This is a genomic window from Streptococcus sp. 1055, assembly GCF_013276815.1.
In the GTDB taxonomy this organism is placed as follows: domain Bacteria; phylum Bacillota; class Bacilli; order Lactobacillales; family Streptococcaceae; genus Streptococcus; species Streptococcus pseudopneumoniae.
The window spans coordinates 1-13,765 of sequence record NZ_VMLT01000139.1; the positions used below are offsets into that span (position 1 = coordinate 1).

Here is a 13,765-nt window from a genome sequence, read left to right on the forward strand (position 1 = left end):
GGTTTGAAGAGATTTTTGAAGAGTATTAAGGAGCAAAACGGATGCAGACTGCTTCGGGAACATGGAAGTCGTTGGAGAGTTCTGCTAGACGACCATTGTCACAATTACGTTTAAAGACAGTTGCATTGTCAGAGTCTTGGTGGACAGCAATGAGAAATTTTTGGTCAGGTGTCAAATCAAAATCACGTGGAGTCTGACCATGTGTTGGAACGATTTCTAATAACTCTAAGCTACCGTCCGCAAGGATGGTATATACTGCGATAGAATCATGACCACGGTTAGAAGCGTAGAGGTATTTACCGTCTGTAGAGAGACGAATAGCAGCGGTTCCATTAAAGCCTTCATAACCGTCTGGTAGAGTTGAAATCACTTGCATACGTTCAAATTCGCCAACGCCATCGTAGATTAGAACCTCGATAGTGCTATTGAGTTCACAAATCAGATAAGCGATTTTATAGTGGTTATGGAAAACGATATGACGTGAGCCCGCTCCTGGCTGGCTATTGTAGGTATAGAGTTTAGATAATTTCCCTTCTTGATCAAGGTCATAAGTGATAACTTGGTCAGTACCCAAGTCGCAGGTCACTAGATAGTGGTCAGGTGTTAAATCTGTATAGTGAACATGGGGGGAAGCTTGATTTTCATGTGGACCTTGGCCACTGTGTTGATCCATATCACTAAGTAGAAGACTCCCATCCTTCTGACGTTTATAAACAAGGACCTGTCCCTTGTGGTAGTTGGCTGCATAGACCAAATTACGCTTTTCATCAACGGCAACATAACAGTGGGGAGCTCCTTTTTCAACGACGTGATTTAATAAAGCCCCGTCAGTTTGATAGGCTGCAATCCCTCCCTTATCGTCTTGACTACCAACAGTGTATAGGTGTTGGTGCTGGTCAAAGGCAAGGTAGGTTGGACTTGGCTCAGCTGTAAAAAGTTCTAGATTTGAAAGCTGACCAGTTTCTGTATCAAAGTCAGCCTTGTAAATCCCTTGGGAAGTACGACGTGTATAAGTTCCAAAATAAACAGTTTCTTTCATAACGTTACCTCTATATAAAGATAAGACTATTATATCACAAAAACAAGCCAATTAAAGACATCCAATTAGATGTAAGCACTTTAAAAAAGAGTTATTTTGATTTAAAAATGGTATAATGAGAGAACGATAGAAAGGAAGTATTTATGGAGCAAAAAGAGAAACATTTTAGCCTATCTTGGTTTTTTAAGTGGTTTTTAGATAACAAGGCCATTACGGTATTTTTAGTAACCTTATTATTGGGACTCAATCTTTTTATTTTAAGTAAGATTAGTTTTCTATTTTCACCTGTTTTAGACTTTTTAGCAGTTGTGATGTTGCCAGTCATTTTGTCTGGTTTGTTATATTATTTGTTGAATCCTATTGTTGATTGGATGGAGAAGCATAAGGTTAATCGTGTTATAGCTATCACTATTGTCTTTGTTATCATCGCTCTCTTTATCATTTGGGGCTTGGCAGTCGCCATTCCAAATCTGCAACGTCAGGTTTTGACCTTTGCAAGAAACGTTCCTGTTTACTTAGAAGATATAGATAGGATTGTTAATGGATTGGTAGCCCAGCACCTGCCAGATGATTTCAGACCTCAATTAGAGCAAGTTTTGACCAATTTTTCTAGCCAGGCTACAGTTTGGGCGAGCAAGGTTTCATCTCGGGCAGTCAACTGGGTGAGTGCCTTTATTAGTGGGGCTTCTCAAGTGATTGTTGCCTTGATTATCGTTCCGTTCATGCTCTTTTATCTCTTGCGTGATGGGAAAGGCTTGCGTAACTATTTGACCCAATTTATGCCAAGAAAATTGAAGGAACCTGTTGGACAAGTTTTATCAGATGTGAATCAACAGTTGTCCAACTATGTTCGAGGGCAAGTAACAGTGGCTATTATTGTAGCAGTAATGTTTATTATCTTCTTTAAGATTATCGGTCTACGTTATGCGGTTACGCTTGGTGTTACTGCTGGTATTTTAAATCTGGTTCCTTATCTTGGTAGCTTCCTAGCCATGCTTCCTGCCCTAGTTTTGGGCTTGATTGCTGGGCCAGTCATGCTTTTGAAAGTAGTGATTGTCTTTATCGTAGAACAAACTATTGAAGGCCGTTTTGTCTCTCCATTGATTTTGGGAAGTCAATTAAACATCCATCCCATTAATGTTCTCTTTGTTTTGTTAACTTCAGGATCTATGTTTGGTATCTGGGGAGTTTTACTTGGTATTCCAGTTTATGCCTCTGCTAAGGTTGTCATTTCAGCCATTTTCGAATGGTATAAGGCAGTCAGTGGTCTATATGAATTAGAGGGCGAGGAAGTCAAAAGTGAACAATAGTCAACAGATGTTACAGGCTTTGGAGGAGCAAGATTTAGCCAAGGCTGAGCACTATTTCGTCAAAGCTTTAGAAAATGATCCAAGTGACCTTCTGTATGAGTTGGCAACTTATCTTGAAGGAATTGGTTTTTATCCTCAGGCAAAGGAGATTTACCTGAAAATTGTAGAGGATTTCCCAGAGCTTCATCTTAATCTAGCTGCAATTGCTAGCGAGGATGGTCAAATCGAAGAAGCCTTTGCTTATCTTGAGGAAATCCAAGCTGACAGTGACTGGTATGTTTCGGCTTTGGCTTTGAAGGCAGATCTTTACCAGATGGAAGGTTTGACAGATGTGGCGCGTGAGAAATTGCTGGAGGCTTTGACCTACTCAGAGGATCCTCTCTTGATATTGGGTTTGGCAGAGTTGGATAGTGAGTTGGAAAATTACCAAGAGGCCATTCAAGGCTATGCCCAGTTAGATAATCGTACTATTTATGAGCAAACGGGCATTTCCACCTATCAACGAATTGGTTTTGCCTATGCCCAGTTAGGGAAATTTGAAACGGCTACTGAGTTTTTAGAAAAAGCCCTGGAGTTAGAATACGATGACCTAACAGCTTTTGAGTTGGCCAGCCTTTACTTTGATCAAGAAGAATACCAAAAAGCCACCCTTTACTTTAAGCAGCTTGATACCATTTCTCCTGACTTTGAAGGCTATGAATATGGTTATAGCCAGGCCTTACATAAGGAACATCAAGTTCAAGAAGCCCTGCGTATCGCTAAGCAAGGCTTAGAGAAAAATCCCTTTGAAACTCGCCTCTTGCTAGCTGCTTCGCAATTCTCTTATGAATTGCATGATGCAAGTGGGGCAGAAAATTATCTCCTAACAGCTAAAGAAGACGCTGAGGATACAGAAGAAATCTTGCTTCGTTTAGCCACTATTTATCTGGAGCAGGAGCGTTATGAGGATATTCTAGACTTGCAGAGCGATGAGCCAGAAAATCTCTTGACCAAGTGGATGATTGCTCGTTCCTATCAAGAAATGGACGATTTGGATACTGCCTATGAGCATTACCAAGAGTTGGCAGGAGATTTAAAGGACAATCCAGAGTTTTTGGAACACTATATCTATGTCTTGCGTGAATTGGGCTACTTTGAGGAAGCAAAAGTCAATGCACAAGCTTACTTAAAACTGGTTCCAGATGATGTGCAAATGCAAGAACTGTTTGAGAGATTGTAAGAATGTTTAAACATATAGAACTGTAGTTTATCTCTTTTGATAGCTACGGTTTTTATTTGTATATGATAGAATTTTTTTGCAAAAATGGTTGGTTATTTTGTTTATTCATGCTATAATAGGAACAATTACTTTTAGGAGGTGCAGTATGTCTTATTTATTTGAGATATTACCGAGTTTACTGAATGGTGCGAGCACGACTGTACAGGTCTTTGCACTGGTCTTGCTATTTTCGATTCCTTTGGGCGTTTTGATTGCCTTTGCCTTGCAAGTCCATTGGAAGCCCCTCCATTATCTGATTAACATTTACATCTGGGTTATGCGTGGCACCCCCTTGCTCTTGCAATTGATTTTTATTTATTATGTGCTCCCAAGTATTGGGATTCGTTTAGACCGCCTTCCTGCAGCTATTATTGCCTTTGTTCTCAACTATGCGGCTTACTTTGCAGAAATTTTCCGTGGGGGAATTGACACTATTCCAAGAGGACAGTATGAGGCAGCCAAGGTCTTGAAGTTTAGCCCTTTTGACACAGTGCGCTATATTATCTTGCCCCAAGTGACCAAGATTGTTCTTCCTAGTGTCTTTAACGAAGTTATGAGTTTGGTCAAGGATACCTCTCTGGTCTATGCTCTTGGAATTTCAGACCTTATCTTGGCTAGTCGAACAGCTGCCAACCGTGACGCCAGTCTGGTTCCCATGTTCTTGGCAGGAGCCATTTACTTGATTTTGATTGGGATTGTGACAATTATTTCCAAAAAAGTTGAGAAGAAGTACAGTTATTATAGATAGGAGGCAGCTATGTTAGAATTACGAAATATCAATAAAGTCTTTGGAGACAAACAAATCCTGTCTAATTTCAGTCTAAGTATTCCTGAAAAGCAAATCCTGGCTATTGTTGGGCCTTCTGGTGGAGGTAAGACAACTCTCTTACGTATGCTTGCAGGTCTTGAAACCATTGATTCAGGGCAAATCTTTTATAATGGACAACCTTTAGAGCTGGATGAATTGCAGAAGCGCAATCTACTGGGATTTGTCTTCCAAGATTTTCAACTGTTCCCTCATTTATCAGTTCTGGCCAATTTGACCTTATCGCCTGTGAAGACCATGGGAATGAAGCAGGAAGAGGCTGAGAAGAAGGCGCGTGGACTCTTGGAACAGTTAGGACTAGGAGGACACGCAGAGGCCTATCCTTTCTCACTATCTGGTGGGCAAAAGCAGCGGGTGGCTTTGGCGCGTGCTATGATGATTGACCCAGAAATCATTGGCTACGATGAACCAACTTCTGCTCTGGATCCAGAATTGCGCTTGGAAGTGGAAAAACTAATCTTGCAAAATAGGGAACTTGGTATGACACAGATTGTGGTAACCCACGATTTGCAGTTCGCGGAAAATATTGCAGATGTATTATTGAAAGTAGAACCTAAATAGGAGGAAAAATGGATGAAAAAATGGATACTTGTATTAGTTAGTCTAATGACTGCTTTGTTCTTAGTAGCTTGTGGGAAAAATTCTAGCGAAACTAGTGGAGATAATTGGTCTAAGTACGAGTCTAACAAGTCTATTACTATTGGATTTGATAGTACTTTTGTTCCAATGGGATTTGCTCAGAAAGATGGTTCTTATGCAGGATTTGATATTGATTTAGCTACAGCTGTTTTTGAAAAATACGGAATTACGGTAAATTGGCAACCGATTGATTGGGATTTGAAAGAAGCTGAATTGACAAAAGGAACGATTGATCTGATTTGGAATGGCTATTCTGCTACAGATGAACGCCGTGAAAAGGTGGCTTTCAGTAACTCATATATGAAGAATGAGCAGGTATTGGTTACGAAGAAATCATCTGGTATCACGACTGCAAAGGATATGGCTGGAAAGACCTTAGGAGCGCAAGCTGGTTCATCTGGTTATGCGGACTTTGAAGCAAACCCAGCGATTTTAAAGGATATTGTCGCTAATAAGGAAGCGAATCAATACCAAACCTTTAATGAAGCCTTGATTGATTTGAAAAATGATCGAATTGACGGTCTATTGATTGACCGTGTCTATGCAAACTATTATTTAGAAGCAGAAGGTGTTTTAAACGATTATAATGTCTTTACAGTTGGACTAGAAACAGAAGCTTTTGCGGTTGGAGCCCGTAAGGAAGATACAACTCTGGTTAAGAAGATAAATGAAGCTTTTTCTAGTCTTTACAAGGACGGCAAGTTCCAAGAAATCAGCCAAAAATGGTTTGGAGAAGATGTAGCAACCAAAGAAGTAAAAGAAGGACAGTAAGATAAAATAGTGGCTGAGACTGCGTTTTGATTAGCAAAACGTAGTTTTTTGTAATCTAGGAAAACGATAATAGCGATTGAATCTGGATAATTGAATATGGAATAGCCCACTGTGATTTCTAAACCATTGTTAAAAATTGATTTGATTTCCAAAATTAAAATGTTCTGTAATGAAATGCTGATGCAACTGTTTTAGGAACAATAAAACGCATAATATCAAGGTTTTTGCACCTTATATTATGCGTTTTTGTGATTTTAAAACTTGTTAGCTGATTTTTTACAATCCAGCAAAGTCTTTGATTTCTTGTGCTGACATTGAAGAGTCGCAACGGACATTGATTTGTCCATCTGCAATGTGAACGAAGCCTGGTACAGTTGGGATTCCGTAGCGTGAGCGGAATTCTTGCAACTCATTGAGTTGGCTTGGTTCTTCACTGTTGATGAAGTAGATGTGAGCTTTGGTTTCAGCTACGACACCTGCTAAAGTACCTGCAAATTTACGGCAGTAAGGGCAAGTTTTGCGACCGATAAAGAAGGTTGCAGTTTCTTTTTTATCAAGAGCTTCTTGCGCACGCGCAACTGTAGTGACTTCAAGGTCTTTGATGTTATCTAAAAATTGTTCCATGAGATTACCTCGCTTTCATTGATAAGTCTAGTATGCCATAAAGTTTCTAAAATTGCTTAGATTTGATACGAAAAAAAGATGAGATTGGTTGGTCTCATCTTTTATAGGATTTTATTTTACAAAAGCATTGATTTCTGCTTCGATATTAGCAATCTTAGCTTGTGATTCTTCGTTTGTTTCACCTACAACTGCAATGTAGAACTTGATTTTTGGTTCTGTACCTGAAGGGCGAACAGCAATCCATGATCCATCAGCAAGTGTGTATTTCAACACATCACTTGGAGGAGTTGTCAAGTTTGTAACAGTTCCGTCAGCAGCAGTAGCAGTTTGAGCCTTGAAGTCTTCTACGACAGTGATAGCTGTTGTGTTCCATTCTTTTGGAGCATTGTTGCGGAATTTAGCCATAATTGCTTTGATTTGTTCAGCACCATCAACACCAGAAAGAGTAACAGAGATAGTCTTTTCTGCGTAGTAGCCATATTCTTTATAGATTTCTTCGATACCATCAGCAAGTGTCAAACCGCGTGAACGGTAGTAGGCAGCAAGTTCAGCAACGACTAGAACGGCTTGGATAGCGTCTTTATCACGTACGAATGGTTTAATCAAGTAACCGAAGCTTTCTTCAAATCCCATCATGTATGTGTGGTTGTGTTTTTCTTCGAATTCTTGGATTTTTTCAGCGATGAATTTGAAACCAGTCAGAACGTTGAACATGGTTGCGCCGTAGCTTTCAGCAATCTTCGTTACCAAGTCAGTTGATACGATCGATTTGCAAAGGGCTGCATTTTCAGGAAGAGTTCCAGCGTTTTTGTGGGCTTCCAAGATGTATTTTGCCATGATAGCACCGATTTGGTTACCTGAAAGGTTGAGGTAGCTACCATCTTTTTGAAGAACTTCAACACCAACACGGTCAGCATCAGGGTCAGTTGCCACAAGAACATCTGCACCAACTTGACGACCAAGTTCTTCAGCAAGTGCAAAGGCTGCTTGGCTTTCTGGGTTTGGAGATTTTACAGTTGAGAAGTCTGGGTCAGCAGTTGCTTGCGCTTCAACGACTTGAACAGAGTCAAATCCTGCTTGGGCAAGAGCACGACGAGCCAACATTTCACCAGTACCATGAAGTGGTGTGTAGACAATCTTCATGTCTTTACCGAATTCTTCAATCAAGGCTGGGTTGATGTTAACGTCCTTCACTTCTTTGAGGTATTCCACATCGATAGCTTCGCCGATAACTTCAATCAAGCCAGAAGCTTTTTCAGCTTCCACATCAGCAACTTCAACTGCAAATGGATTTTCGATTGCACGGATATAAGTAGTCAAAGCGTCCGCGTCATGTGGAGGCATTTGTCCACCGTCTTCACCGTAAACCTTGTAACCGTTAAATGGAGCAGGGTTGTGGCTGGCTGTAACCATGATACCTGCGAAGCAGTTGAGATGACGAACTGCAAATGATAGTTCTGGAGTTGGACGAAGGCTTTCAAATACGTAAGATTTGATACCGTGTTTAGCAAGAACTGCCGCAGATTCAAAGGCAAACTCAGGTGAGAAGTGACGACTATCGTAGGCGATTGCTACACCGCGTTCTTTTTCGTTTCCACCTTTTGACTCAATCAAACGAGCCAATCCTTCAGTAGCTTGGCGAACAACGTAAATGTTGATGCGGTTTGTACCAGCGCCAATCAAGCCACGCATACCTGCAGTACCAAATTCAAGATTTGTATAGAAGGCATCTTCCTTTGTTTTTTCGTCCATATTTTCCAAATCTTGACGAAGGTAGTCAGGAAGCTCCGCAAAATCAACCCATTTCTGGTAATTTTCTTGGTAAGACATTAAAATTCTCCTTTATTTTTAAAACATTTAATCAGTTTGATTATATCATTTTTTTTAGTTTTAGTAAAACCTTATCTGCTTCGAAAATATCTTCAAACCAGGTCAGATTGAATTTTGGGTTTATATGATGTTGAGGCTAGGAAAAATTCAATTTCAGTAAAAAAAGTAAGTCTTCTCATAATAAAANNTTTTATTATGAGAAGACTTTTACCCAGCATCTTTTAATGATGATAATCTTTCAATAGCGCCTCAAACTCAGAGACAGTCATTCCCAATTGATGGCTGGCTACCTCAGAAGTCAGAAGACCTTGACGGACTAAATTTAGTAGCATGGACAAACTTCCTTCAACTTTCCCTTGCTCCAGTCCCTGTTCAAGACCTTCTTCTCGCCCTTTTTCAATGCCCTCTGCGCGACCACGTTCTAAGCCCTTTTCCTCCGCTTGTTCCAAGGCATAGTCCTGAGCTAACAAGGCTTGTTCTTCTCGCATACGTAGTTGACTAAACATTTTCCTGTCCTCCTCGGACCAGCTCTTGTAGTCCAGCAGTTGGTCTGCTTGGCTGATGGCTCGCTCGGGTTGCTGAGTAAAGGGTTTGTTGCCAAAAAACTCCAACCACGGCTTGCGAACCTTGTCTTTGCTGGTTTCTCTGTATTTTTTTAATTCCAAGAATGCCATCTTGACTAGATGGTTTTCTTGACCGTTATTTGTGATAGTTAAAACCTCACCTGTCGTATCCTCGAGCATGCTGAAGCTATGGAAAGCCAAGTCATCTGAAAAGTAATTGCTGTCCACGATTGCAATAGCATAAACTGGGGCGATGTGTTTGTAACTCTGGTGAGTATCTCCTTCTCGTTGGCGAATTTTTTCAAGATTTTGATTGACCTGACTACACAGATAAGCCCACAGGCGATTGATGAAAAAATTCTGATGATGTACCTGAATCTCAATGATAACTTGCGTTCCATTATCCAACTCCGCTAAGACGTCTATACTGGTGTAGAAATCCTGTGCCGAGTAGGGCATGGAAGGCAAGACGTGAATATTGCTTCCCTCTAAAATGGTCACATTTTTTGCTGGTAAATCCAACATATCGCGAATAAATTGACAAGTGATTTCTGGATTACTAAAAATCTTCTTAGCAACCAAGTCATTAGTTGGGCTGATGCCCGGATGTCTGAGAATCATCCTTTTCCTCCTTCTATTATAGCACATTTTTTAATCTAATTTGCTAGATTTGATGCTTCTATCTATTTATTCGGAAAAAGTAGAAAAAGAGTAGAAAAAATGTCAAATTGTTTCATTTTTAAAGAAATAAGTGTAAAAGTTAATGGAGATCCAAAAGCAAGCTGGAAAGGTCTCAAAGCGCAGCGTTGAGCTTGCTGATAGGAGGAAGCAAGTCCATTAGATGCACACGACAAGGCAAGGATGATGAGGCTTCATCTTTGGTGTCGACTTACTGGTGAGGGACTCCTAACCTAGCTTTGCTCTCAGTAAAAAGAGTCGTCTATCTCCTAGTCTTCCATTCAAAAAGTTTGAAATTTCAAGCCGACTGGTGTATAATATATTCATGAATTGTATTCTATTATATAGGAAGTAATAGGGCACAATATATATATATATATATATATGGAGTGTAAAAGTGAATCATTCAGAAAAACAATTAAAATACAGTATTCGTAAAGTGAGTGTCGGTGCCTCTAGTGTTGTCATTGGGGCGCTCTATCTTTTGATGGGAGCAGGGATTGCTCATGCTGAGGGCGTGGAGTCAGTGAGGGAAACTGAGAGGACAGCAAAACCGACAGATCCAGAACAGTCTGGAAATGGAGAGACAGGAAATAAGCCTGATCTCAGCAATACTGATGCAGCAGCAAACACCTATAATGCTCCCGTAGCTGAAAATCCGCTAGTAACTCCAGAAAGTACGAAACCTCGTACTCGTAGTAAAAGAGAATTAGCTGATGAGGAGGCAAGTGATTCATCGAATGGAGCTACAGACCCAGCAGATACTGATCCAGCTTTACTGGATGCCAATCGTAAGGGTGACGCAGTAAAAGAACACCAGCCTGGGGTCATTGTGCCTAAAGATGGAGAAAAGGGTGGGGATGATAAGAATGCCAACCTGAAATTTGATGATTCTAAGGAAAATCTGACTCTCGAACAATTATGGGATATTGTAAAAAATATGCCAGACGACTTCCAAAATAACGAGCGTTCATACTTGAGAAATATGAACACTCTCGGGGATGCACTGAGATTTAAAGACGGGAAAGTCGTTAAAGATGAAGATGGCGAGAAACTACAAGATGGTGAAATTCGTGAAATTAACGAGTTTGGTGGTTGGGTAGCTATAAGCGGTGGAACGTTCGCCATCGGTAAGAAAAATGCTCAAGGGTATTTCACTGGTTGGTACACTGACAAAGATGGACATCGTCAAGAAGGTGGAATGCTTGGTTCTGATGCTCTTGACCGAGTCTACCTTCACGAGCAAGCCCTAGATCGTCGTTTTAATTACATGCTGATGCTTGCCAAAGGACGTACTATCGCCAATAAAGATGATAAAGCACAAGATAACTCTCCGTTTGATATAAAGACAGAAAATAGAACAGGAAATAAGGAACATCTTAATAGCTTACCTGTAAAAGATAAGGAAGATATTCTCCAACATTCTCCAAATATTGAAGGATTCAATGGAATAGAAAAAACCTTCACTGCCTTTTCCACCAAATATGGAAGTCGTTTGAAAATCGACTTTGTAACAGGATATATCTCAGACTATGAAGGGTCAAAAGGGACCTATCGTATTGTTGTTAAAGCGATTAAAAAAGGTGAGACTGATAATACTACTAAAGAAGAAACTATCTATGACCACACGATCAACCGAATTGACGGAGTAGTAGAGAATGAAGAACGCTATAGCCAAGGTGTGGATTTAAGTAATATTAACAGAACAATTAAAAGGCTTTTAAAGGATGAGTACAATAAAAAAGTTAATATTCTTGCACATGCTAAATATAAGAAAAAATATCCGAGTGAAAGAGGAGTAGATGTTAAGAAACTAAAACCTTTAAAAGAGGAAGCAAAACAAGAACTCGCTAAAAAAGGAGATGTTATAGTTGAGTTGCCTATCGATAAGGATAAATTGCGAGAAGGTACAGGAAAGTTAAGAAATAAGTTTAAAGAGGAACTAAACTTTACAGAGCGCTATGCAACTGTAGCTAATAAACTCCAAAATGTATTAAGGCACATAACGGATAGCGAGGTGCAAAAAAAGTCCGCAATATGGGTGGTCAGTACTGAGAAAAATCCAGATGGAACTCTAAAAAGTAAAGACCGAGATCGTGTCTATAAATTATTGGATTTTGTATTACCAACTGCGAAAAAAATTATCTATCATGCAGATACAGACCAATTAGAACTCCAAACAGACCCAGAAAAAGTGAAGAATCATCGTCAAGAACTTGAAGCTAGACTGAAAACAAAAGAAGCTAGCTTAGCAAGCACTACGAATGAAGAGGATAAAACTAAACTTAACAAAGAAATCTCAGCCTTAAAAGCAGCCCTTGGATCCACAAACGCCTACACTTACCTGGAAGCAAGAAACGGAAGTAAAGAAGCAAAAATCCTTGGCTCACTCATGGAAGCAACTGTAAAACCTCCAATAAATGAGATGACGGACGCTGACTATAACAAATATCGTACTAATGAACTTGCTGCGAAGGAAAAAGATGGTCTTTCAAAATTCACTGCCTATTTTGTTGAAAAAGAAAACATTGAACGTTCAGAGGTGATTTCTGATGATGAATTATCAAAAAAAATTCATGCGGAAATTGGCGGAGATAATGACAAACTAGGTAAAGGTGGATACTTCTCAACAGGAGATATTCCATTAGGTAAAGACGTTGTAGCCTACAAGATACAAGTGTTTGCTGACAACGAAAAACGCGTTGGGGTTAATAAGCAAAGTCCAAGACTTCAATATAACTTACCGATCCTAGCTGATTTTTCAGTCATCCAAGATACTGTGGAACCATCACGAACCGTTGTTGAAAAAATCATTCCAAAACTAAATATTCCACCAGAAGAGAAAGATAAAATAACCGAAGAAATCAAGAAAAAGAAGAAAACCTCAGAATTGGCAGAACTAATCTCAGGAAATGTGAAAGTTCGCTATGTTGATGAACAAGGGAATTTGTTATCATTGAAAAATGATACTGGAATTGGAGAAAAAGAAAGTGACGGAACCTACATTACCAATAAAAAACAACTGATTGGTACGAGTTATGATGTCACAGATAAAAAACTCAGTAGCATGACTACTACTGACGGAAAATATTATACTTTTGAAAAAGAAGATATAGCTTCTGCAAGTTTAACTGGAGATATTGTAAGAGAAGGTAGAACAGTGACCTTAGTTTATAGAGAGAGCGAAGCGCCAACCACTGCTACAGTAACAGCCAATTACTACAAAGAAGGCACCCAAGAGAAGTTGGCAGAGTCTGTTGTAAAAGCTGATTTAGCGATAGGTTCTCAGTATACTACAGAAGCAAAAACTATTGAAGGGAAAACAACAACTGAGGACAAAGAAGACCGAGTTATCACAAGGAAAACAACATACACCTTGGTAGCAACTCCTGCAAATGCCACAGGAACTGTACCAGAAGACGGTGCAACCGTTAACTACTACTACCGTGAGAATGTTGAAGAAACAGTGGTTCCCAAAACAGCAACCTCTACTGAGACGAAGACTATAACGCGTACCATTCATTACGTTGATAAAGTTACGAACCAAAATGTCAAAGAAGATGTTGTTCAACCTGTAACCTTAAGCCGTACAAAAATTGAGAACAAGGTCACAGGAGTTGTAACCTACGGTGAATGGACAACAGGAAACTGGGACGAAAAAGCTTCACCGTCAGTAGAAAACTATGGTCCAGCCGAAACAGCTACGGTTTCTTCTGCGACCGTCACATCCGCAAGCACAGATGAGACAGTCGTTGTGAAATACCCACAAGCTACAGAAGATGTTACAGAAACCAAAACTGTTACCCGTACCATCAAGTATGTAGATGCGACTGATGAAACAACAGAAGTAGCTAGCCCAGTTACGCAAACAGTTGAACTAACAAGAACTAATAAGCGTAATAAAGTGACAGGTGAAGAAACAGCAGGAGACTGGTCAACAGGTACATGGGGTTCTCAAGACTCTCCAACTGTAACCAACTATGACGCCCCAGATAAGGCAACTGTAGCGGAAACAGCTGTAACATCAACAACTACAGATACAACCGAAGTAGTGAAATACCCGCAAGCTACAGAAGATGTTACAGAAAGCAAAACTGTTACCCGTACCATCAAGTATGTAGATGCGACTGATGAAACGACAGAAGTAGCTAGCCCAGTTACGCAAACAGTTGAACTAACAAGAACTAACAAGAACTAATAAGCGTAATAAAGTGACAGGTGAAGAAA

9 protein-coding genes and 4 pseudogenes are annotated in these 13,765 nt (G+C 39.9%); 9 read left to right on the forward strand and 4 right to left on the reverse strand.

Annotated features, from left to right (window positions below; all coding sequences use genetic code 11):
* Positions 1–25: 25 nt before the first annotated feature.
* The gene (locus HT699_RS10610; RefSeq protein WP_000665636.1) at positions 26–1,039 is read right to left on the reverse strand and encodes a lactonase family protein; all 1,014 of its coding nucleotides are present in this window, start codon (positions 1,037–1,039) and stop codon (positions 26–28) included.
* 143 nt (positions 1,040–1,182) lie between these two features.
* Between HT699_RS10610 and HT699_RS10615 the strand changes: the two genes are divergently transcribed.
* The 5 genes from HT699_RS10615 (at position 1,183) to HT699_RS10635 (ending at position 5,843) form a co-directional block, all read left to right on the forward strand.
* Positions 1,183–2,349: an AI-2E family transporter gene (locus HT699_RS10615; protein ID WP_000435457.1), complete on the forward strand. Its 1,167-nt coding sequence runs from the start codon at positions 1,183–1,185 to the stop codon at positions 2,347–2,349.
* Positions 2,339–3,568, forward strand: coding sequence for a tetratricopeptide repeat protein (locus HT699_RS10620; protein ID WP_001065939.1), 1,230 nt, complete (start codon positions 2,339–2,341; stop codon positions 3,566–3,568). The genes HT699_RS10615 and HT699_RS10620 overlap by 11 nt, the downstream gene beginning before the upstream one ends.
* Positions 3,569–3,713: 145 nt before the next feature.
* Entirely contained in the window at positions 3,714–4,355 is a 642-nt protein-coding gene (locus tag HT699_RS10625) for an amino acid ABC transporter permease (protein WP_000120831.1), read from the forward strand.
* Positions 4,356–4,364: 9 nt separating this feature from the next.
* Positions 4,365–4,994: an amino acid ABC transporter ATP-binding protein gene (locus HT699_RS10630; protein ID WP_138706252.1), complete on the forward strand. Its 630-nt coding sequence runs from the start codon at positions 4,365–4,367 to the stop codon at positions 4,992–4,994.
* 12 nt (positions 4,995–5,006) lie between these two features.
* A complete protein-coding gene (locus HT699_RS10635) occupies positions 5,007–5,843 on the forward strand; it encodes an amino acid ABC transporter substrate-binding protein (protein ID WP_100128002.1) in 837 nt (278 codons plus the stop codon).
* A 276-nt stretch (positions 5,844–6,119) separates the two neighbouring features.
* Here the strand turns inward: HT699_RS10635 and HT699_RS10640 are convergent, their stop codons facing one another.
* From HT699_RS10640 to HT699_RS10650, 3 genes are all read right to left on the reverse strand, one after another.
* The gene (locus HT699_RS10640) at positions 6,120–6,467 is read right to left on the reverse strand and encodes a thioredoxin (RefSeq protein WP_023947468.1); all 348 of its coding nucleotides are present in this window, start codon (positions 6,465–6,467) and stop codon (positions 6,120–6,122) included.
* Between the two features lie 111 nt (positions 6,468–6,578).
* Positions 6,579–8,297 (reverse strand): phospho-sugar mutase, encoded by a 1,719-nt coding sequence (locus HT699_RS10645; RefSeq protein WP_172934354.1) that lies wholly within the window; start codon positions 8,295–8,297, stop codon positions 6,579–6,581.
* A gap of 221 nt (positions 8,298–8,518) precedes the next feature.
* A complete protein-coding gene (locus HT699_RS10650; protein ID WP_172934355.1) occupies positions 8,519–9,481 on the reverse strand; it encodes an Rpn family recombination-promoting nuclease/putative transposase in 963 nt (320 codons plus the stop codon).
* 454 nt (positions 9,482–9,935) lie between these two features.
* Here HT699_RS10650 and HT699_RS12070 point away from each other — a divergent pair.
* From HT699_RS12070 to HT699_RS12215, 4 pseudogenes are all read left to right on the forward strand, one after another.
* A pseudogene (locus HT699_RS12070) lies at positions 9,936–10,040 on the forward strand (YSIRK-type signal peptide-containing protein); the annotation flags it as partial.
* A gap of 2,019 nt (positions 10,041–12,059) precedes the next feature.
* A pseudogene (locus tag HT699_RS11920) lies at positions 12,060–13,047 on the forward strand (MucBP domain-containing protein); the annotation flags it as partial.
* Positions 13,005–13,301, forward strand: a pseudogene (locus HT699_RS12210) (cell surface protein); the annotation flags it as partial. The pseudogenes HT699_RS11920 and HT699_RS12210, both read left to right, overlap by 43 nt.
* Positions 13,302–13,343: 42 nt before the next feature.
* Positions 13,344–13,736 (forward strand): annotated as a pseudogene (locus tag HT699_RS12215) (adhesin); the annotation flags it as partial.
* Positions 13,737–13,765 lie beyond the last annotated feature (29 nt).

What these genes read in the sequence shown, in the direction of transcription:
- HT699_RS10610 (WP_000665636.1), bottom strand. Translation starts at nt 1,039, where the DNA reads ATGAAAGAAACTGTTTATTTTGGAACTTATACACGTCGTACTTCCCAA.
- HT699_RS10615 (WP_000435457.1), top strand. Translation starts at nt 1,183, where the DNA reads ATGGAGCAAAAAGAGAAACATTTTAGCCTATCTTGGTTTTTTAAGTGG.
- HT699_RS10625 (WP_000120831.1), top strand. Translation starts at nt 3,714, where the DNA reads ATGTCTTATTTATTTGAGATATTACCGAGTTTACTGAATGGTGCGAGC.
- HT699_RS10630 (WP_138706252.1), top strand. Translation starts at nt 4,365, where the DNA reads ATGTTAGAATTACGAAATATCAATAAAGTCTTTGGAGACAAACAAATC.
- HT699_RS10635 (WP_100128002.1), top strand. Translation starts at nt 5,007, where the DNA reads ATGAAAAAATGGATACTTGTATTAGTTAGTCTAATGACTGCTTTGTTC.
- HT699_RS10640 (WP_023947468.1), bottom strand. Translation starts at nt 6,467, where the DNA reads ATGGAACAATTTTTAGATAACATCAAAGACCTTGAAGTCACTACAGTT.
- HT699_RS10645 (WP_172934354.1), bottom strand. Translation starts at nt 8,297, where the DNA reads ATGTCTTACCAAGAAAATTACCAGAAATGGGTTGATTTTGCGGAGCTT.
- HT699_RS10650 (WP_172934355.1), bottom strand. Translation starts at nt 9,481, where the DNA reads ATGATTCTCAGACATCCGGGCATCAGCCCAACTAATGACTTGGTTGCT.